The organism is Nonomuraea sp. NPDC050733 (assembly GCF_040654215.1).
Taxonomy (GTDB): Bacteria; Actinomycetota; Actinomycetes; order Streptosporangiales; family Streptosporangiaceae; genus Nonomuraea.
Map to the genome: position 1 here is coordinate 249,966 of NZ_JBFAHO010000007.1, position 17,613 is coordinate 267,578.

Genomic DNA, 17,613 nt, shown 5'->3' on the forward strand with positions numbered 1-17,613 from the left:
CCGACCAGATCGCGGCGATCCGGGATCACTACCTCCGCGCATTATCCGGAGATATCGGTATCTCGCCGCAGGATGCGGCTCTGCTCGCGCTCTGGAACTCCACCGCGTCCGACCACCCGGGCGGGATGCTGCACGAGTTGGTCTTCGAGCAGGCGGAGCGGACGCCGGACGCGACGGCGCTGGTCTTCGAGGGCGAGCGGCTGACCTACCGCGAGCTGGCCGAGCGGGCCCGCGAGGTGGCGGCCGGGCTGGACGTGCGGGTGGACCAGCCGGTCGGCGTCTGCATGGAGCGCGGCCTGGACCTCCCGGTCGTGCTCCTCGGCGTGCTGGCGGCCGGCGGCGCCTACCTGCCCCTCGATCCGGCCGATCCCGAGGAACGGCGCCGCGGCATGCTCGCCGACGCCGGAGCCGAGATCGTCCTCACCGCCGCGGGTTCGGGGGGTCGCCGCACTCCGCCACCGGTGCACGAGGACAACCTGGCCTACGTCATCTTCACCTCGGGATCCACCGGGCGGCCGAAGGGCGTGGGCGTCTCCCACCGGGCGATCGTCAACCGGCTGCGCTGGATGCAGGACACCTTCCAGCTCACCCCGCAAGACCGCGTCCTGCACAAAACCCCCACCACCTTCGACGTCTCGGTCTGGGAACTCTTCTGGCCGCTCATCACCGGCGCCACCATGATCATCGCCAGGCCCGACGGCCACCGCGACACCGCCTACCTCCGCGACCTCATCAAGACCGAGCGAGTCACCACCGCACACTTCGTCCCCTCCATGCTCCAAGCCTTCCTGGAGGAAGAGGACATCCAGCCCCCACCGCGGATCATCTGCTCCGGCGAGGCCCTCCCACCCGGCATCGACCTACCCGGACTGCACAACCTCTACGGCCCCACCGAAGCGGCCGTCGACGTCTCCTGGCACCCCTGCCGGCCGGGTGAACCGATCGTGCCCATCGGCAGGCCGGTGGACAACACCACCCTCCACGTCCTCGACCAGCACCTCAGCCCGGTCCCCATCGGCACACCCGGCGAGCTCTACATCGGCGGCGTCCAACTCGCCCGCGGCTACCTGGGCAAACCGGCACTCACCGCTGAACGCTTCCTCCCCGCACCCAACGGTCAACGCCTCTACAAGACCGGCGACCAGGCCCGCTGGCTGCCCACCGGCGAGCTCGAATACCTCGGCCGCACCGACCACCAAATCAAGATCCGCGGCATGCGCGTCGAACCCGGAGAGGTGGAGGCCGCCCTGCGCGCGCAGCCGGGAGTCCGCGACGCGGCCGTCATGGCGTACGAGCACAGCCTGGTCGGCTACATCGTGGGAGGCGACGTACCCGACCTCCGCGACGTCCTGCCCGACCACATGATCCCGCGCCGGTGGGTGCACCTGGACGCCTTCCCCCTCACCCGCAGCGGCAAGCTCGACCGGGCCGCGTTGCCCCCGCCGGAGACGGCGAGCGGCCGGCCGTACGTGCCGCCTCGTGATGAGGTGGAAGCGCGCCTCGCCACGATCTACGAAGAGGTGTTGAAGGTGCCCGCGGCCGGGATCCTGGACGACTTCTTCGAGCTCGGCGGCCACTCGCTGAGCGCCCTGCGGCTGGCCGCCCGCATCCGCCAGGAGCTGGGGCGGAGCCTGCCGGTCGCCACCGTCCTGGCCGCACCGACGATCAGTGCGCTGGCCAGGGTGCTCCGCCAGCCCGAGGACCTCGCGCCACCGAGCCACGTCGTGCCGCTCAACCCGGACGGTGACCGTACGCCGATCTTCTTCATCCACGCGCTCGGCGGCCAGGTCTTCCGCTACCACCCGCTGGCCCGCCGCCTCGGCGCCGACCAGCCGGTGTACGCCATCGCCGCGCGCGGGCTCGTGCCCGGCGAGGAGCCGCACGCCACGCTCGCCGAGATGGCCGACGCCTACGTGGCCGACCTGCTGGAGGTGCGGCCGGCGGGGCCGTACGTGCTGGGCGGATTCTGCATCGGCGGGAACATCGCTCTGGAGGTGGCCAGGCGCCTGCGCGAGCGCGGCGAGGAGGTGCCGCTCGTCGTGCTCCTCTACGCCAATGCCGAGGAGCCCGTGGCCAGCGCGTCGCTGGAGGACGACACGGTCCTGCTGTTCCACGCGCTGGCCGGCGGACCTGAGGAGACCCTCGGGCTGGACATGGCCGAACTCGCCGCCCGGCCACCGGAGGAGCGGCTGCTGGCGGTCATGGGCGCCGCCTCGGCCGCCGACCGGCTGGCCCCCGACACCGCCGAGGTCGAGCAGGCGCGCCGCTACCTGGCCGTGTTCCGGGCCAACGCGCACGCGGTCGGCGGCTACCGGCATGAGCCCTACGACGGCGACGTCGCGCTCTTCGCGCCCAAGCGCGAGGACGGCAGCTGGTCCTCCGTCGCCAAGGGGCGGTTCGCGCACGTCCCGATCCCTGAGGAACGCGTCCCGATCCTGTACGAACCCCTGGTCGCCGGAGCGGCCACCGAGATCAGAAGGTGGATGGATCATGGCATCCCCGACCAGTGAGCAGACGAGCCTCTGGAAGTACCCCGACTTCCTGCGGCTGTGGGCGGGCCAGAGCCTGTCGCAGTTCGGCTCGGCGATCAGCCTCTTCGCGTTCCCCGTCATCGCGGTCACCGTCCTGAACGCCTCCGAGGCGGAGATGGGCGTCGTCGGCTTCCTGCTGCGGCTCCCGATGGTGTTCTTCCTCCTCTTCGGCGTGCTGGCCGACCGGGTGCGCAAGCGGCCCATCCTGATCTGGACGGACGTGGCACGCTTCGTGCTGCTGATGCTGATCCCCGTCGCGTGGTTCGCCGACATGCTCACGCTGGCCTGGATCTACGGCGTCATCTTCGCCCTCGGGCTGCTCAGCACGCTCTTCCAGACGGCCTACCGCAGCTACTTCCCGTTCCTGGTGCCGCGGGAGAACTTCCTGGAGGGCAACTCCAAGCTGCAGCTGACCGAGTCGGCCGCCCAGACGTTCGGCCCCGGTCTGGCCGCGGCGCTGCTGAAGGTGCTCGCCGCGCCCGCGCTGCTGGTCATCGACGCGGTGTCGTACCTGGCCTCGGCGATCGCGGTGTCGCTGATCAAGCGGCCGGAAGCCCGGCCGGAGCCGGACGACACGACCGCCGGGCAGGTGCACAAGGCGATCTGGCAGGGCATGGGCTGGGTGATGCGGCACGAGCTGATCCGGCCGCTGGCCGTCTCCTCGGCCGTGTACTCGCTGTTCATCCTGGGCTCGATGAACTCGATCTACGCCCTGTACGTGATCCGCGACCTGGGCGTGCCCGCGGCGTGGTTCGGCAGCATCCTGGCCGGTGGCGGCGTGGGCGCGATCATCGGGGCGCTGTTCGCCGTCAAGGTGATGCGGCGCTACGCGATCGGCAAGGTGCTGGTGTGGTCGATGGTGTACGGCAACCTCGCGCTCTTCCTCATCCCGCTGGCCATCGGACCGGTCTGGGCCTCGGTGGCCATGCTCGTCGTCGCGCAGCTGGTCAGCGGCGTCAGCTCGCAGATCTTCTTCGTCACCAACACCACGCTGGTGCAGACGATCACCCCGCCGCACCTGCAGGGCCGCGTGGTGGCGTCGATCTACTCGCTGGGCCTGATCCCCGCCCCGCTGGGCGCGCTGGGCGCCGGCCTGCTGGCCGGCGCCGTGGGGACGCGTACGACGCTGTGGGTGGTCGTCGCCATCGGCGCGCTGGTGCCGATCGCGGCGATGGCCTGGTCGCCGCTGGCCAAGCTCAAGGGGATGCCGGAGCCAGACTCGCAATGAGCCGTAGCTGGCGGCTGCGCAGCCGCCGGGTGGGCGTGACCAGGCCGACGATCAGCGTGGTCGCGCCCGCCTCCTGGTAGGCCGCCATCCGCTCGCGCACCTTGCCCGCGGGGCCGCACATGGTCATCGCGTCGACGAGCGCGTCGGGCAGCATCGCCATGGCCTCGCCCTGCCGCCCCTCCAGGAAGGCCTCCTGCATGCGGGCGGCCTCCTGCTCGAAGCCGAGCGTGGCGGCCAGACGGTTGTAGAAGTTGGTACGGCGCGAGCCCATGCCGCCGAGGTAGAGGGCGAGCATGGGCCGCATCATGTCGTAGGCCAGCTCCTGGTCCTCCTCGACGAGCGTGAGCACCATGGGCGCGATGTCGATGTCGCCACGGTTCAGGTGCGTGGCCATCTTGGCCAGGTGATCGGGCGGGAAGTGGATGGCCAGCCAGCCGTCGGCGAGCTCGCCGGCCAGCGCGACGGTCCTGGGTCCCATCGCCGCCAGATAGATCGGCAGCCGTTCCTGCACCGGCGAGACGGCCAGTGTCAGCTCCTTGCCCTCGCTGCCGGGCAGGGGCAGCGTCATCGTGGCTCCGTCGTGCCGCACCGGCTCGCTCTGCAGCGCCTTGCGCACCACCTGGAGGTAGTCGCGAGCGCGGGCCAGCGGCCGGTCGAAGCGCTCGCCGTGCCAGCCCTCGACCACCTGCGGACCGGAGAGGCCCACGCCCAGCCGGGCACGGCCGCCCGAGAGCTGGTCGATGGTGGCCGCCGTCATCGCGGCGACCACGGGCTTGCGTCCCGACATCTGGAGCACGCCGGTGCCCAGCGCGATGCGCTCGGTCTGGCCCGCGATCCAGGCCAGCAGGCTCGCCGGGTCGGTCCCGTAGGTCTCGGCCGCCCACACGGACGAATAGCCCAGAGCCTCCGCCTCTCGTACCAGCGCCAGGTGGTCGGCCGGGCCGAGGCCCGCGCCGCCCCAGTAGCTCATGCTGTAACCGAGGCGCATCCCATCTCCTCAACGATCGCGGCTGCCAGGGCGTCCGGAGTCTCCTCGGCCAGCCAGTGGGTGGAGTCGAGCTCCTTCAACGCGGGCCTGTGCACGCTCTGCCGCCGCCAGCCCAGCAAGCCGCCCCTGGTCAGCGAGGCGTCCCGGATGCCGTACAGGACGGAGATGGGCACCGGCAGCGGTGGTCCGGGCCGGTGGTGATAGCCGGCCAGCAGCCCGAAGTCGGCGCGGAGCGCCGGCTCCAGCACCGGCCAGAGCGCCTCCCGATCGGCCAGTTCCGGCGGGACACCGCCGAGAGCGATCAGCTGCTCCCAGAACAGCCACGACGGCAGCGACGGCAGGCGGCGCAGCAGCAAGGTCACATCCGGCGCGGCGAACGAGCCCACGATCAGCCGTTCCGGCCGCCCGCCCAGCTCGACCACGCGACGGCAGACGAGAAAGGCCAGCAACGCCCCGCTGCAGTAGCCGAACAGCGTGTACGGCTCGCGCCACCCGGCAAGGTCGCGCGCCAGGTCCTCGACCAGCCCGTCGAGGTCGGTCCGTGGCTCTTCGGCGAGCCTGGCCTGACGCCCCGGCAGGTTGACCGACCACAAACCCACCTCGGGCGGCAAATGTCCGGCGAGCTCGCCGAGCGAAGCCGGACCGCCACCCGCGTGCGGGAAGGTGACCAGCGCCCGCTCCCCCTCCTTGACCTGAACGAACCACGGCGTCATCGGGCTTCCCCCAGATGCAGGGCCAGTTCGGCCGGCGTCGGATGGTCGAACACGGCCCGTACCGAGACGGCACGCCCCGCCAGCTCCTCCAGCGGACGGATCAGCCGGACGGCCAGCACGGAGTGGCCGCCGTTGAGGAAGAAGTTGTCGTGCGGCCCCAGCCCAGGCCGCTTCAGGTGGTCGCGCCACAGCGCCACCACCTGCTGGACCAGACCGTCGCCCACCTCCTGCGCCGGGGCGCCACCCTCGTCAGGCACCACCAGCTCGCGATAGGCGATCTTCCCGTTGGCGGTGGTGGGGAGCCTGTCGGTGACGATGTAGCGGGTGGGGACGGCGTAGTCGGGCAGCCGCGTCCTGGCGAAGCGCCACAGCTCTCCATCAGCGGCTTGGCCGGTGACCTCGAGAAAGGCGACGAGCCGTCCGTCGGTCTGCGGGTCGCCGTCGAGGATCACCGCGGCCGTCCGTACCGCCTCGTGCTCGTGCAGCGCCGCCTCGACCTCGCCGAGCTCGATGCGGTGGCCGCGCAGCTTGACCTGCCTGTCGTCGCGGCCGAGGAGCTCGAGCGTGCCGTCGTGGCGGATCCGCGCACGGTCCCCGGTCCGGTAGAACCTGCCGTACCGGTCGTGGTGCCCGAAGCGCTCCGCCGTCAGCTCGGGCCGGTTGAGGTAGCCCGCGCTCACCCCCGCACCGGCGACGCACAGCTCGCCCGGCACGCCCGGCGGCAGCTCGCGGCCCGCGGCGTCGGTGACGAAGATCTGGGTGTTGGCCAGCGGCTCCCCCGCGGGGACCGGATCGAGCGGCGGCTCGCGCAGCTCGGCGGCGGTGGACCAGATGGTCGTCTCCGTCGGCCCGTAGACGTTGAACACCCGGCAGCCCAGCTCCAGCAGGTCCCTGGCCAGGGCGGCGGGCATCGGCTCGCCGCCGCACAACACCGTGCGCCCGGCCAGCTCCTGCCGGGCTTCCGGCGCGATCAGCCGCCACGCGGTGGGCGTGGCCTGCACGACCTGGACGTCGGCCGCGGCGATCAGGTCCAGGAACCTGCCCGGCTGCAACTGGTCCTCGTCAGAGGCCACGACCACGGTGCCTCCAGAGGCCAGCGGCAACAGCAACTCCAGCCAGGAGATGTCGAAAGAGGTGGTGGTGGACCACAGAACGCTCTTGGGCGCACCGAGCCGGTCGGTGAAGTCGAGCACCAGGTTCGTCAGGTTCGCGTGCGTGACCTGCACACCCTTGGGCCGCCCGGTGGAGCCGGAAGTGTAGATGACATAAGCGATATTTCCGCACTTGGGTGGTACGGGGTCCCCCAGCGTGCTGGGCATCGGCGCGACCGGCGTCTCACCCGCCCACTGCGGCGTGCCCGCCGCGACGACCAGCCGCGCACCCGAGTCGGCCACCTGGTAGGCGAGGCGCGCCTCCGGCTGCCGCACGTCCAGCGGTAGAAACGCCGCTCCCGCCTGCCACACTCCCAGCACCGCCGCCACCAGGTCCGCCGAACGATCCAGGGCCAGGGCGACGACGTCGCCGTGCCGTACCCCTCGCTCGTGCAGCAGGTCGCGGACCGCGGCCGCGCGCCCCAGCAGCTCGTCATAGCTGACCTCGCGCCCATCCTCGCGCACTGCCACGGCCGGGCCTGGCACGATGCGCTCGACCAGCGTGCCGGGCCAGGTGCGGCGCGTGTCGTTGACCCGGTCGAGCAGCTCCCGGTCCGCCGGCGAGAGCACGTCCAGCACCCTGCCGCGCGCCGCCTGCCGCACCACCGCGCACATCCTGGCCGCGAAGGCCGCGATCTCGTCCTCGTCGTGCACCTCGGTGCTGTGCCCCATGCGGATCGTGAGCCGATCCGGCTCCTGGATGACATTGCACTGCAGGTCCAGGCGGCTGCGGTCGATGAGGTTCTCGACGTACCCGGGCACCGTGCCCTGGATGTGTACCTTCTCGTCGCTCCAGGGCCGGTAGTTGAACATGTGCCGGAACAGCGGGACCCGCCAGTCGTCCGTGCCGTGCCCGCGGCGGGTCAGCACCGCCTCCACCGAGGCGTCCGCGTGCTCGATCCCCTCCGCGAAAGCCTCCTCCACGCGCCTGGCGACCTGCTCGAAGTCGTCGTCCAGCTCGACGTGGACGCGCAGCGGCAGCGTGCTCACGGCGTAGCCGACGTGCTTGCGCTCCTCGCCCGTCCTGGTGCTGACCGGCATGCCGATCACCAGGTCCGGGCCGGCACCGTGCCCCCGCAGCGTCAGCAGGAAGGCGGTGGCCAGCACGATGTTGCCGGTGGTGCGCAGACCGGCCCGCAGCTCGTCCAGCGCCGCCACCGTCTCGGCGTCGACCCGCCACGAGCAGGTGTGGCCGGCGAACGTCGGATGGGGCGGCGAATGCCTGCTCCCCGGCAGCACCATGGCCGCGGGGTCGACGCCGTCGAGCCGGTCCAGCCAGTAGCCGATCGACTCATCTGACGGCTCCCCCGCCTCCAGCATCGGCGCGGGCCCCGCCAACTCGGGCGGCAGCGTGCCGTGCCCGGTCTGGCTGTCGTAGAAGCGGCCCAGTTCCTCCACCAGGAGCTGCAGGGAGGCGCCGTCGATGATGATGTGGTGGCCGACCAGGCACACCACGGTCCCGGCGCCGTCGGGCAGGGTGAAGTGTCCCACCCTGATGAGGAGATCGCGGCCCAGGTCGAAAGGCTCGTCCAGAAAGGACTGCAGGTCGGCGACCAGCGTCTCCTCCGTCGTGGCCCGCGTCTCGACCTTCAGCTGGGCTTCCTGGGGCGCGACCAGGTGCCTGACGGGCGCCCCGCCCACCACGGGGAACCGCAGGCGCAAGGCCGGATGCCGCTTGACCAGCCGGTTCACCGCGAACTGCAGGGGCAGCCTGCGCAGCGGTGTCTCGAACCTGAGCGCCACCGCCAGGTTCGACACGCCGCTGTCCGGCGCGAGCTGCTCCAGAACCCAGAAGGAGTACGGCACCGCCGACAGCGGACGCGGCTCCTCAACGGAGGCGGGCAGCTCCGGCTGCGGCCTCGGGATGGGGATGCGTTGCAGCGGGTGATCGGGATCGAGCGCGGCCCAGTCCACCCGGCCGCCGCCCGTCCAGAACCTGGCCACGGCGGCCAGCAGCCCCGCGAGATCGTCACCCACCCGGACCTCGGCTCCGGCCGTTTCCTGCGCGAGGCCGGCGAGCGCCTCCTCCAGCGGAGGGTCACTCGCGAGGAGGGCCGGGTCCGGGGCTTCCGGGCGGATGCCCCAGGCGGCGAGGGTGGCGGCCAGCCCGTAGGCGGTGGCGAAGGCGGGTGGCACCTCGACGCCGCGCGCCTCGAAGGCCTCCTCGCACACGTCCACGGCCTCGGTGAACACCCGCTCCACGCCGTACAGACCGGCTGCCTCATCGGGGAAGGACAGGCGGACCGGCCCCTGCTCGTAGACGTGCTCGCGGCCCAGCGCGAGAGCGGCTTCCGCGGCGCTCCGGCAGACCACCGCACCTCTCACGGTGTGGTGGACGCGTCCCTGCTGCAGGGTGCCCGCCGCGTCGGCGTAGCGATTCTCCGGCAGTCCGGCGAAGAAACCGGCCAGGCTCCGCCGTACTGACTCCGCCTCTTCGTGGGTGCGGCCGGACCACACCACCACGCGCGGGCGGCCGTCACCCGGAGCGTGCACCGGCGGATAGCCCTCCTCCACCTCGAGGTCGTCGGGCCAGATCACCCGGTGCACCAGGTCGCCGTCGAGCAACGCCCGGTCGAGGAGCCGCAGGACCAGGGTGCCGCGCAGCGTACCCGGTGGCAGCTCGCCGGCGTCGGTCACGGCCAGCTCGCACTCCCCGGCCAGCAGCGCCGCGCAGGCCTTGCCCACTCCGCCGTACAGCCGGACGACCTGTGCCCCAGGATCGTGTCCGGCCTCCTCGGCCGCCCCCACCTCCTGCGGGAAGCGCCCCATCGCGATCACGGCGATGGGCTGTTCGTGAGGGGTCACCGACCGTCCTCACGGATCCTGGCACGCACGTCGCGGCGGCTGCCGCCCAGCGGACGTCGACGGGCGCCGTCCTGCCTGGCGGGCGCCTGGCCCTGTGTGATCAGGTGCGAGAGGGCACGCAGGTTCGGGTGGGTGAACATCGCGGTGACCGGCAGGCTCAGGCCCAGTGTGCTGGTGATCTCGTCGTGCAGCTCGACCAGGGCGAGCGAGTCGAGGCCGGCTTCGAAGAAGTTGAGATCGGGATCGAGAGCGCGGCCTAACCTTCGCTCCACAAGAGATGCAACCGCGTCGGCCTGGGTCATCCGCGTCCTTTGTCTAGCCTGCGATCGGACGGGATCACCGTCCACCTCCCAGCATCCTTCCCGAGCGCCGCAATCCACCACAAGCCCGTATTTTTCGGGATTCCGGAGCCACGCGCATGGCTCCGCAGCGTGGTGGGCTACTGCCTGGTGATCTCGAGGTCGTCGACGCCCACCTCCACCAGGCTCGCTCCGGAGGCATGCGCGACACGGTAAGCGAGCAGGACACAACGAACGGCCGCGATCCTTGTGGTGGGGTCTTCGGCGAGCACTCAGGCTTTGGCCGCCTGGCAAGCGAGCCACCGCTCTCGGGTGATCGCGTACTCGACCTCACCAAGATCGCTGCCGGGGAGTGGCTCGTCCCACTCCATGTGGAACGTACGGACATGCTCCATGCCGAGTGCGGTCATGGTCGCACGGGAGGCGGTGTTGACCGCCATGGTCTCGGCGAAGATGCGGAGCAGTCGGAGATCTTCGAACCCGTGTCGAATGAGTTCGCGGGCTCCCTCGCTGGCCAATCCCTGGCGCCAGTAGCGACGCAGGAGCCGGTAGCCAAGCTCGGCCTGCCCTTCGACCGGCCCTTGATCGATGCGCTCCGGCGGCTCCAGGATCCACCAGCCGACGAACTGCCCGTCGACGAACCCGGCCCAGAAACCCAGTCCCGCAACGCGACCCGCGACCGCGAGCCGCTGCCCATGGAGAACCTCGACCTCCTCACGGCTACGAGCACGGCCGTTGCCGAGGTACCGCATGACCTCGGGGTCAGCGTCGAGCTCGATCTCGTGTTCGAGGTGTTCGTCGGACAGCGGAACAAGCTCGATGCGGTCGGTGCGCAGTTTCGCCTGAGACATGGGCTGCATTCTCGCGCACGAGCCACTTGCCGGTCATTCGAGTATCGACCAGCGCTCTGCTCGTCCGCGCTGTGCCTGTCGATAGTCACATCCACCCAAGCTGCCTGTTGTGGACGAACGCCATCTTCGGCACGCCTGGGCGCCTCAACGAGTGGAGCCCGCGGTCGCGCTGGGTGGTGACCGCCCAGATTCTGTATGGCTTCGTCAACGGCCTGTCCGAGAGCGACCGCGAGGATCTACTGAAGATCGTCGCCAGCGCCATCGCCACCCTGGGCACGGCCGAGCAGGCGGACTCTGCATGCGGCGCACATCGCTGAGGATGCCTTGAAACGCTGAATGCATACATCGAGGTGGGGTGCCATGAGCAAGAAGCAGGTGGTGTCCCGCTCGGAAACTCGGTTTCGTGCCGTGAGCTGGGACCTTGCTGCACGATCAGCAGCGTGGGTGGGACGAGCTGACGGCAGTTCCTGACCGCCCAAGCACACGCCATTGCATGACGTCCAGGAGCGGTGACCATTTCGCGGTGGGCACTGACTCAGTAGCGGTGGCCAGGCCAGTGAGGGTCTTCCCAACGGGCGGGGCCGGCGAGGCCGAGCAGGCGTATCCGATGGAGCAGCTCTGCGGGGGCGTTCTGGGTACGGAGCCGGGCAGGGGCGTTGCGGATCAGCCAGGCCGTCAACTCGATACGCGTCTCTTCCTCGGCCTCCCAGGATTCCCAGGGGAGCTGGTCTCCCAGTAGGTCGTACTCCCAGTGCGCCACCGCTTTGGCCAGGTGGTTGTCGGCCACGCTGCACGTCTGCGCTGCCCAGACGTGCAGCCAGGGGCTGAGTGTGGCAGAGGCTTCGTTGCACAGTGCGAGAACCTCGTGCGCGGGCACGGCGGGATCCGGGTCGATGAGAGTGTGCGCCCACCAAGCGTTCAGGAATTCCCATACCGCTACAACCTGCTCGTCAGGCCACTGCTGCCACTGGCCGCGAGCGAATGAACGTCCGACCTCCTCCATACCGAAGAGTGGTTCGACGAGACCGCCGACGAGAGCCCTCGACAACTGGGGCAGAACACGGCGCAACACGGATGCATGGTCATCCCAGTCGCTGGGCTGCCAGGCGCGACGCAGGAGATCAAGGTTCAGCTCCACGTCAGGGACCTTCAACTGCGCGAGCTCTTCCGCGCTGCCCCAGTGGCACTCACAGTTGTGCTCATCAGGACGGGCGGTCATGCCACGGAAGGTGACGGCCATGCCGTTCAACGCGGCGTCGAGACGGAGTCGCGCAGGCGTCTGGTCAAGGTTCATCATGGGCGTTCGCCTTCAAAGACTCCGGAAACTTGCGCCATCCGAAGATTGCTACCTTAGCGAACTCCGCACTCCTGGGCTGACGGCAAAGGAGAAAAGGCGGCGCTGTCAGCTTGGGAATTGCAGCGATCACCGCCTCGTCAGGGCAGCTGACCTGCGACGGGATCCGGCCCTGAGTCAGGCGATCGCCGTGCTGGCCCGGGCACAACAAGACGCTGTCTGGAACCGTCAGCAACTGGCCAACCAGCTGCGATCCCTGCTGCGGGAGTACTTCCCCGCAGCGCTGAAGGCCTTCCATGTCAAGAACATCGGCCTGACCCCGTGAGGCTCGTGCCGTCCTTCAAGCAGCGCCCACGCCCACCGCGGCCGCCAAGCTCACCACCCGTCGCTTGCACGCCCTGCTGCGCGCCGCGGGCCGGCAGCGCAACATCGCCATCTGGACCAGCCGTCTGCAGGCGCTGTTCGCCGAAGAACACCTTCACCAGCTCCCGCTGGTCGAGGAAGCACCCGGCCGCCAGGTCCAGGCGCTCTTACTGCAGCTGGATGCGGCATGCCGTGCCGCTGACGATCTCGCCGAAGCCACCAGCCAGGCCTTCCACCAGCACCCGGACGCGGCCGTCATCACCAGCTTCCCGGGCCTTGCCGATCTCACCGGCGCCCGGGTGCTGGCCGAGCTCGGCGATGACCGCACCCGTTTCGCCGACGCCCGCGCGCTGAAGGCCTACGCCGGCGCAGCCCCGATCACCCGCGCCTCGGGTAAGAGCCTGCTCGTCCATCACCGCAAGGTGAAGAATCAGCGCCTGGCCGCCGCCGGGTACGTGTGGGCCTTTGCCGCCCGCGAGCACCGGGGCCCAGGGAGCATTACGACCGGCGACGCGCCGAAGGCGAACGGCACTCCAGCGCGCTACGCAACACCTTCAACCGGATGCTCGGCTGCCTGTTCCACTGCCTGCAGAAAAGCAAGACCTATGACGAGCTCACCGCCTTCCCTCCTCGTCCATCGATGCGACTCAACCAAGCGTACTGAGCGTCGGCCAACACCTCTACCAGCGGTAACGGGACGAAGCGGCACGCGAACTCCATACCGGCGTCCGCGCCATCACCATGAACACGGTGGTGCCATGCATCAGCGCTATCGGGGTCGGCGGTGAGCTGGAAGAACGTCGTCTGCCGCGGCTGGCCGTTATCTTCACGAGGTCTGTGGTCCACCGCAATGGGCCCGACGATGGCGACTTCGGTCAAGCCGGTCTCCTCTGCGACTTCCCGCAGAACAGCTTGTTCCAGACTTTCATCCGGCAGGACCCCTCCCGCCGGCACTTGGGTACCGGCTTCGGGCGCGTCGACATGATCGAAGACGAGGAGCTCCGGGGTGGACCGGTAGCGGATGACGTAGGCAGCGACGCGGATTCTTGGACCAGACATCCCTCCATAATTCCAGGCACCGATCTTGAAGGTATTCGCCAGTGCCAAGGACTTGACACGCTAGGCAGATCGGATGTCTGCGACCGTCGGATTAGAAGTCAGGAATGCGACAGAGGCTCAATCTGCCGCTGACCTGCGGGAACTTCCCCGAGCGTCCCCGTCCAACAGAGATTTGCGCACGCATTTGGCAAAGGCTCAGAGCCCCTCTGGAGCGATCGAAATGCGGAGCATCCCAAGAAGTCCACCACCTACCCGAACGGCCTTCTACGGCCATCTGAGGGGCCGCCTTTCCCCCGTGATCGCTACTCCAGTGACACTTCGGGATCTTGAGGGGTCGAGGTCACATGGCGACGGCCACCGCGCGATCATTCGTGGTTGGTGAAGACAACAAAAGATCGTGCGGTGGCCGCGAGCCACAGCGTAGATCCTGATGGCTGGATGGTCGCCTTCAACGAGCTGATGACCCGGATCGGCGGCCGGTTCGGCCGCGTCGAGCCCCGCCGGGCCGCGACCGCGTACGTGCGCGGTCTGCTGGCCGACCTCGACCGTAAGAACTGCTGGACCCTGGCCGAGATGCCGGGCTGGCCGGGCCGCAGCGGTTGCTGCGTACCGCCCGCTGGGACGCCGACGCCGTGCGCGAGGACGTGCGGCCGGGTCGAGAATGAGCCGGCCGCGAGTATCCGGGACACCACATGAGGTTTGTCTCGTTTCAGATTGTCCGTGCAGTGGTGACGGTGTCTGGCGGCTGAGGTCTGCTGGAGAGGTGGCAGACAGCAGGCTGGAGCCGGTGGTGTTATCCGAGGACGAGCGGCGGACGTTGACGGGCTGGGCCAGACGTCGTTCGACGGCGCAGGGGCTGGCGATGCGGGCGCGGATCGTGCTGGCCTGCGCCGAGGGCGGCGGCAACGTGGCGGTGGCGGCGCGGTTGCGGCTGGACCGCAAGACGGTGGCGCGCTGGCGCAGCCGGTTCCTGGCTCATCGGCTGGACGGGCTGTCCGATGAGCCTCGGCCGGGCGTGCCGCGCACCATCACCGACGCCCAGGTGGAGGAGGTGGTGGTGCGCACGCTGGAGGAGGTGCCGGCCGGATCCACGCACTGGTCCAAACGAGAACTCGCCCGCCAGGTGGGCATTTCACCGACCAGCGTGGCCAACATCTGGCGGGCGTTCGGGCTGCAACCCTGGCGCACCCAGAACTTCAAGATCTCCACTGATCCGCTGCTGATCGACAAGATCCGCGACGTGGTCGGGCTGTATCTGGCCCCGCCCGCCCATGCGGCAGTGTTCGCCGTCGATGAGAAACCGCAGATCCAGGCGTTGCAGCGAAGCGCGCCGATACTGCCGATGCTGCCCGGCGTGCCCGAGCGGCGCAGCTTCGACTACGTCCGGCACGGCACCGTGGACCTGTTCGCCGCACTCAACACCGCCACAGGCAAAGTGATCGGCAAGCTGTCGGCCCGCCACCGCGCCATCGACTTCCGCGACTTCCTCGACGAGATCGACCGCCAGGTCGAACCCGACCTGGCGGTCCACCTCATCTGCGACAACCTGTCCACCCATAAGGCACCAGTGGTGCAGGCCTGGCTGGTGGCCCATCCGCGCTTCACGTTGCACTTCACCCCGACCTACTCCTCCTGGATCAATCAGGTCGAGCGCTGGTTCGCCGAGCTAGAACGCCGCTGCCTGGAGCGTGGCAGCTTCCGCTCCCTGGAGGCCCTCAAGGCCGCGCTGGAGGAGTGGATCGAGCTCTGGAACGACAACGCCAAGCCGTTCCGCTGGACCAAGACCGCCGACCAGATCCTCGACCGCATCTGCCGCTACTGCGACCGAATCTCAAAACCGGCTCACTAGCAGAGACGGGTCGAAGAACTCCGGCAGCCCTTCCTCGGCGAGCTCCCCCGTCGCCAGGTCGACGCGGTGCCCCTGCGGCTCCCAGTCGTTGTGCCGGTGTGCCACCAGAAGTCCCGGCCGTCGTGGAACCTGTGGCCGTCCGGGCCGACCCGCCGCTCGCCGGGGCCGAGGGCCTGGTGCCCCCTGAACCGCCGACCGTCCGCCGTCCTGACGCTCACCCGCCCGTCCTCGGACACCTCCTCCAGCAGCCCGGCCCGCCCCTCCACGCGGAACCACCAGGTGCCGCTATGTCGGCGGGCACCGACAATCGTCCCGGTCTCGAACCCCGGAGGGTGCTTGATCACGGTTTGGTGTCGCACGACCGAATGATCTTGACGTGGGAGCACCCATGAGAAGTTACTAGAACACATGTTCCCATTCCGGCAGAAGGCTCTCGTGTCCCCATCCCTGGTTCGCCGATTAGCCGCTTACTGCGGCGCCGCCGGCCTGATCACCGGCCTGCTCACCGTCACGGCCCCCGCCGCCTCGGCGGCCGGCACCACCACCGACCTCGGGGTCGCCGACTCCTACACCGCCGACCTGGCCGTCGGCGGCGGCCGGGTGTTCGTTCCCGCCGGCGACCGCATCATCGTGGCCGGCACTGACGGAAACCTCACCGGCGGTGTCGTCACCGGCCTGCCCGGCATCCGAGAGCTGGCCGTGAACGCGGACGGCACCCGCCTGTACGCGGCTCTCACCGGCTCGAACGAGGTGGCCGAGATCGACACCGCGAGCCTCGCCGTCATCCGGCGGATCGACCTGTCGGCCCACCCCTGCCCGTCCACCCTGGCGTTGCTGGGCGAGCGGTTGTGGGTGGGGCACGGGTGCGACAGCGGCCGTGGCGGCGTCGTCGGCCTGGATCTGAGCGCGGCCACACCCGTGCCGGTGGCGGTCGGGGGCGAGCACCTGCGGCCTCCCGTGCTCGCGGCCGCCGGCGACACGCTCGTGGTCGGCCAGACCGCCCTGCACCACGCCGACATGCTGGTCTACGACCTCGACCACGGCGCCCCCGCGCTGCGCGGCACGATCGACGGCAAGAAGTGGCGCATCGACTCCCTGAGCGACCTCACCCTGAGCTCCGACGGCGGCACCCTGTTCAGCGCGGCCGACGCCCCCGGTCACTTCACCAGGTACGACACCAGGACCCTGGCGGCGACCGGCACCTACGGCGACGGCTGGGACGGGTACCCGTCCGCCGTGGCGCTCGGCTCGGACGGCGCGTACGTCGCGGCCGGACGCCAGTGGGGCAGCACCGACCTCACCCTCTACGACGCGGCGACGGGCGCGGAGCTGTTCGCGGCCGACCAGCCGGACGCCGAACTGCTCCCGGACGGCGTCGCGTTCTCCGGCACGGACGTCTTCGCACTGCTGCGCAGCTCCACGGACCGGCTGCTGCTGTGGCGGGTGACGGGCGTCGCGCTACCGGCCACCAAGCTCACGGTGACGGCCCCCGCGGACGCGTACGCCGGCTCGCCGATCACCGTCGAGGGGCGGCTCACCGGCGCCGACGGCGAGGCGCTCGGGCTCAAGCCGCTCACGGTGATCCAGTACCTGCCCGGCTGGACGAAACTGCCGATCACCGGCGTGACGACGCGGCAGGACGGCACGTTCACCTTCCAGGACACGCCCGTCTTCGAGCTGCCGCCGTACATCGGCGAGGTGATCTACTGGGTGTTCTGGGACGGCGACGACGGCCACCGCCGCAGCAGCGCCTCCGTCACCGTGACGGTCAAGCGCGAAGCCACGCTCACCCTGACAGGGCCGCAGTCCGGCGTCGCCGGCACGGCCGTGGAGTTGAGCGGCGTCCTGACGGCGGGCGACAGGCCGCCCTCTCCGGAGTCTACGCTCACCGTGCAGCGCACCCTGTACGTCAAGGGCACCAGCGGTAAGACCGTCAAGCTCCCGCCGGTGAGGGTGAACGCCGACGGCACGTACACGTTCACCGACACGCCCGCCAACGCCGGAAGGTACAGCTACCTCGCGAGCTATGCGGGGGACGGCGGCACCGGACCGGCCCAGGCCACCCATCAGATCATCCTCAAGTGACCCGACGACCGGTGCCCGGCCGCCGGGCCGGGCACCTCGGCCGGGATCCGGTGGTGACTCACCAGGCCCCGCCGACGTGTTCCAGGAGCCATCAGGGTCTACGCTGTGGCTCGCGGTCACCGCACGATCTTTTGTTGTCTTCACAAACCACGACTGATCGCGCGATGGCCGTCGCCATGTGACCCCGACGGTTGCGTCCACGGGAGTGGTGTACGAGTTTGACCTAGTCGCAAGCGTGCCGACCGTGAAATAGGGGCGGCCATCGCGTGATCCTTTGAGTGCTATCCAAGATCAAAGGAGAGGGCGATGGCCGTGGACAACAGTGTGACGCCCGAGCAGTGGCTGGCGAGGCAGATCGAGACAAGCAACCCCGACGTGTTGCGATCCATGGTGAAGA

15 protein-coding genes and 2 pseudogenes (1 of these 17 cut by a window edge) are annotated in these 17,613 nt (G+C 69.8%); 8 read left to right on the top strand and 9 right to left on the bottom strand.

Annotation, left to right across the window (positions count from 1 at the left end; genetic code table 11):
* Both AB0H64_RS16170 and AB0H64_RS16175 read left to right on the top strand, forming a co-directional pair.
* Nucleotides 1-2,510: the 3' portion of an amino acid adenylation domain-containing protein gene (locus tag AB0H64_RS16170; RefSeq protein WP_357624515.1), read on the top strand. It extends 1,114 nt beyond the left edge of the window; only the last 2,510 of its 3,624 coding nucleotides appear in the window; its start codon lies off the left edge, out of view; it ends in the stop codon at nt 2,508-2,510.
* Nucleotides 2,491-3,759, top strand: coding sequence for an MFS transporter (locus AB0H64_RS16175; RefSeq protein WP_357624517.1), 1,269 nt, complete (start codon nt 2,491-2,493; stop codon nt 3,757-3,759). The genes AB0H64_RS16170 and AB0H64_RS16175 overlap by 20 nt, the downstream gene beginning before the upstream one ends.
* Here the strand turns inward: AB0H64_RS16175 and AB0H64_RS16180 are convergent.
* The 5 genes from AB0H64_RS16180 to AB0H64_RS16200 form a co-directional block, all read right to left on the bottom strand.
* Entirely contained in the window at nt 3,728-4,747 is a 1,020-nt protein-coding gene (locus tag AB0H64_RS16180) for an LLM class F420-dependent oxidoreductase (RefSeq protein WP_357624519.1), read from the bottom strand. The genes AB0H64_RS16175 and AB0H64_RS16180 overlap by 32 nt on opposite strands.
* On the bottom strand, nt 4,726-5,460 hold the full coding sequence (locus AB0H64_RS16185) for an alpha/beta fold hydrolase (RefSeq protein ID WP_357624522.1): 735 nt from the start codon (nt 5,458-5,460) through the stop codon (nt 4,726-4,728). Before AB0H64_RS16185 ends, AB0H64_RS16180 begins: the two co-directional genes overlap by 22 nt.
* Nucleotides 5,457-9,416 carry an amino acid adenylation domain-containing protein gene (locus AB0H64_RS16190; RefSeq protein ID WP_357624524.1) on the bottom strand — a complete coding sequence of 1,320 codons (3,960 nt, stop codon included), beginning with the start codon at nt 9,414-9,416 and terminating at the stop codon, nt 5,457-5,459. The genes AB0H64_RS16185 and AB0H64_RS16190 overlap by 4 nt, the downstream gene beginning before the upstream one ends.
* The gene (locus AB0H64_RS16195) at nt 9,413-9,718 is read right to left on the bottom strand and encodes an acyl carrier protein (protein WP_357624527.1); all 306 of its coding nucleotides are present in this window, start codon (nt 9,716-9,718) and stop codon (nt 9,413-9,415) included. Before AB0H64_RS16195 ends, AB0H64_RS16190 begins: the two co-directional genes overlap by 4 nt.
* A 269-nt stretch (nt 9,719-9,987) precedes the next feature.
* Complete coding sequence (locus AB0H64_RS16200; protein WP_357624528.1) at nt 9,988-10,566, bottom strand: GNAT family N-acetyltransferase; 579 nt, start codon at nt 10,564-10,566, stop codon at nt 9,988-9,990.
* Between the two features lie 107 nt (nt 10,567-10,673).
* Here AB0H64_RS16200 and AB0H64_RS16205 point away from each other — a divergent pair, with 107 nt between their 5' ends.
* Nucleotides 10,674-10,883: a hypothetical protein gene (locus tag AB0H64_RS16205; RefSeq protein WP_357624531.1), complete on the top strand. Its 210-nt coding sequence runs from the start codon at nt 10,674-10,676 to the stop codon at nt 10,881-10,883.
* 218 nt (nt 10,884-11,101) lie between these two features.
* On the opposite strand, the gene AB0H64_RS16210 is transcribed toward AB0H64_RS16205, so the two are convergent.
* A complete protein-coding gene (locus AB0H64_RS16210) occupies nt 11,102-11,863 on the bottom strand; it encodes a hypothetical protein (protein ID WP_357624534.1) in 762 nt (253 codons plus the stop codon).
* On the opposite strand from AB0H64_RS16210, the gene AB0H64_RS16215 reads away from it, so the two are divergent.
* Entirely contained in the window at nt 11,862-12,185 is a 324-nt protein-coding gene (locus tag AB0H64_RS16215) for a hypothetical protein (RefSeq protein WP_357624537.1), read from the top strand. The two genes, AB0H64_RS16210 and AB0H64_RS16215, sit on opposite strands and share 2 nt — an antisense overlap.
* Nucleotides 12,186-12,390: 205 nt before the next feature.
* On the opposite strand, the gene AB0H64_RS16220 is transcribed toward AB0H64_RS16215, so the two are convergent.
* Nucleotides 12,391-12,636: a hypothetical protein gene (locus AB0H64_RS16220; RefSeq protein WP_357624562.1), complete on the bottom strand. Its 246-nt coding sequence runs from the start codon at nt 12,634-12,636 to the stop codon at nt 12,391-12,393.
* Between AB0H64_RS16220 and AB0H64_RS16225 the strand changes: the two genes are divergently transcribed.
* Entirely contained in the window at nt 12,523-13,011 is a 489-nt protein-coding gene (locus AB0H64_RS16225; RefSeq protein ID WP_357624559.1) for a transposase, read from the top strand. The two genes, AB0H64_RS16220 and AB0H64_RS16225, sit on opposite strands and share 114 nt — an antisense overlap.
* Here the strand turns inward: AB0H64_RS16225 and AB0H64_RS16230 are convergent.
* Nucleotides 12,965-13,282, bottom strand: a pseudogene (locus tag AB0H64_RS16230) (NUDIX domain-containing protein); the annotation flags it as partial. The gene AB0H64_RS16225 and the pseudogene AB0H64_RS16230 sit on opposite strands and share 47 nt — an antisense overlap.
* 459 nt (nt 13,283-13,741) lie before the next feature.
* Between AB0H64_RS16230 and AB0H64_RS16235 the strand changes: the two are divergent.
* Both AB0H64_RS16235 and AB0H64_RS16240 read left to right on the top strand, forming a co-directional pair.
* Nucleotides 13,742-13,932 (top strand): annotated as a pseudogene (locus AB0H64_RS16235) (IS701 family transposase); the annotation flags it as partial.
* A 113-nt stretch (nt 13,933-14,045) separates the two neighbouring features.
* Nucleotides 14,046-15,131: an IS630 family transposase gene (locus AB0H64_RS16240; protein ID WP_357624538.1), complete on the top strand. Its 1,086-nt coding sequence runs from the start codon at nt 14,046-14,048 to the stop codon at nt 15,129-15,131.
* Here the strand turns inward: AB0H64_RS16240 and AB0H64_RS16245 are convergent.
* A complete protein-coding gene (locus tag AB0H64_RS16245; protein WP_357624541.1) occupies nt 15,114-15,236 on the bottom strand; it encodes a hypothetical protein in 123 nt (40 codons plus the stop codon). The genes AB0H64_RS16240 and AB0H64_RS16245 overlap by 18 nt on opposite strands.
* A gap of 330 nt (nt 15,237-15,566) precedes the next feature.
* Between AB0H64_RS16245 and AB0H64_RS16250 the strand changes: the two genes are divergently transcribed.
* On the top strand, nt 15,567-17,216 hold the full coding sequence (locus AB0H64_RS16250; protein WP_357624544.1) for a hypothetical protein: 1,650 nt from the start codon (nt 15,567-15,569) through the stop codon (nt 17,214-17,216).
* The last annotated feature ends 397 nt before the right edge of the window (nt 17,217-17,613 follow it).

What these genes read in the sequence shown, in the direction of transcription:
- AB0H64_RS16175 (WP_357624517.1), top strand. Translation starts at nt 2,491, where the DNA reads ATGGCATCCCCGACCAGTGAGCAGACGAGCCTCTGGAAGTACCCCGAC.
- AB0H64_RS16180 (WP_357624519.1), bottom strand. Translation starts at nt 4,747, where the DNA reads ATGCGCCTCGGTTACAGCATGAGCTACTGGGGCGGCGCGGGCCTCGGC.
- AB0H64_RS16185 (WP_357624522.1), bottom strand. Translation starts at nt 5,460, where the DNA reads ATGACGCCGTGGTTCGTTCAGGTCAAGGAGGGGGAGCGGGCGCTGGTC.
- AB0H64_RS16195 (WP_357624527.1), bottom strand. Translation starts at nt 9,718, where the DNA reads ATGACCCAGGCCGACGCGGTTGCATCTCTTGTGGAGCGAAGGTTAGGC.
- AB0H64_RS16200 (WP_357624528.1), bottom strand. Translation starts at nt 10,566, where the DNA reads ATGTCTCAGGCGAAACTGCGCACCGACCGCATCGAGCTTGTTCCGCTG.
- AB0H64_RS16215 (WP_357624537.1), top strand. Translation starts at nt 11,862, where the DNA reads ATGGGCGTTCGCCTTCAAAGACTCCGGAAACTTGCGCCATCCGAAGAT.
- AB0H64_RS16210 (WP_357624534.1), bottom strand. Translation starts at nt 11,863, where the DNA reads ATGATGAACCTTGACCAGACGCCTGCGCGACTCCGTCTCGACGCCGCG.
- AB0H64_RS16220 (WP_357624562.1), bottom strand. Translation starts at nt 12,636, where the DNA reads ATGGACGAGCAGGCTCTTACCCGAGGCGCGGGTGATCGGGGCTGCGCC.